This is a genomic window from Mesorhizobium sp. M7A.F.Ca.CA.002.05.1.1 (genome assembly GCF_003998335.1).
Lineage (GTDB): Bacteria > Pseudomonadota > Alphaproteobacteria > Rhizobiales > Rhizobiaceae > Mesorhizobium.
This window is the reverse complement of the sequence record NZ_RZQI01001642.1, coordinates 1-459: the sequence shown is the minus strand read 5'-3', so window position 1 is coordinate 459 and position 459 is coordinate 1. Positions and strand designations below refer to the sequence as shown.

Sequence of the window (459 nt, the reverse complement as noted above, 5' to 3'; positions counted from 1 at the left end):
CTCCAGGACATGGAGCCTCAACGCAGAGGACAGGTTGGTGTCGCGGGGCCTTGTCACGTCGACTTCGGCGACAAGCGCGGCAAGCGTCAGCTTTCTGGTCGCCGCGATCGCGACGAGGTCGTCATAGAAGGGTTTTTCGAGCGAGTAGCTGGTGCGGTGGCCGCGAATGGTCACCGAACGCTTTTCGACCGGGCTCATAGGTGGTCAGGGTCGCCGGGCTTTTCACGACGATGCCCGGCAACGAATTTTTCACTCTTGTCGGCGGCGATGCGGTCGCGTTCTTTTTCGGCCTTGGAGCGGCCGTGCAGCGCGCGATTCTGTTCGGCGGCGCGCAGCTTTTCGTCCCGCGCCTTTTGCTTGCGGGCCTGGCGGAGATTGACGATTTCGGCCACGGCGTAAGTCGCCGGCCTATTTCTTGCGGAAGGCGTCGAGCGAGACCACTTCGGCGCCCTTGGTGGC

At 63.2% G+C, this 459-nt stretch carries 2 protein-coding genes; both read right to left on the bottom strand.

What is annotated here, in order from left to right:
• Nucleotides 1-198 (bottom strand): ribbon-helix-helix domain-containing protein (locus tag EN939_RS37530; RefSeq protein WP_127272159.1); only part of this gene is annotated, 198 nt, incomplete at its 3' end.
• Nucleotides 195-392, bottom strand: coding sequence for a DUF4169 family protein (locus EN939_RS37525; protein WP_127271798.1), 198 nt, complete (start codon nt 390-392; stop codon nt 195-197). The genes EN939_RS37530 and EN939_RS37525, both read right to left, overlap by 4 nt.
• Between the last annotated feature and the right edge of the window lie 67 nt (nt 393-459).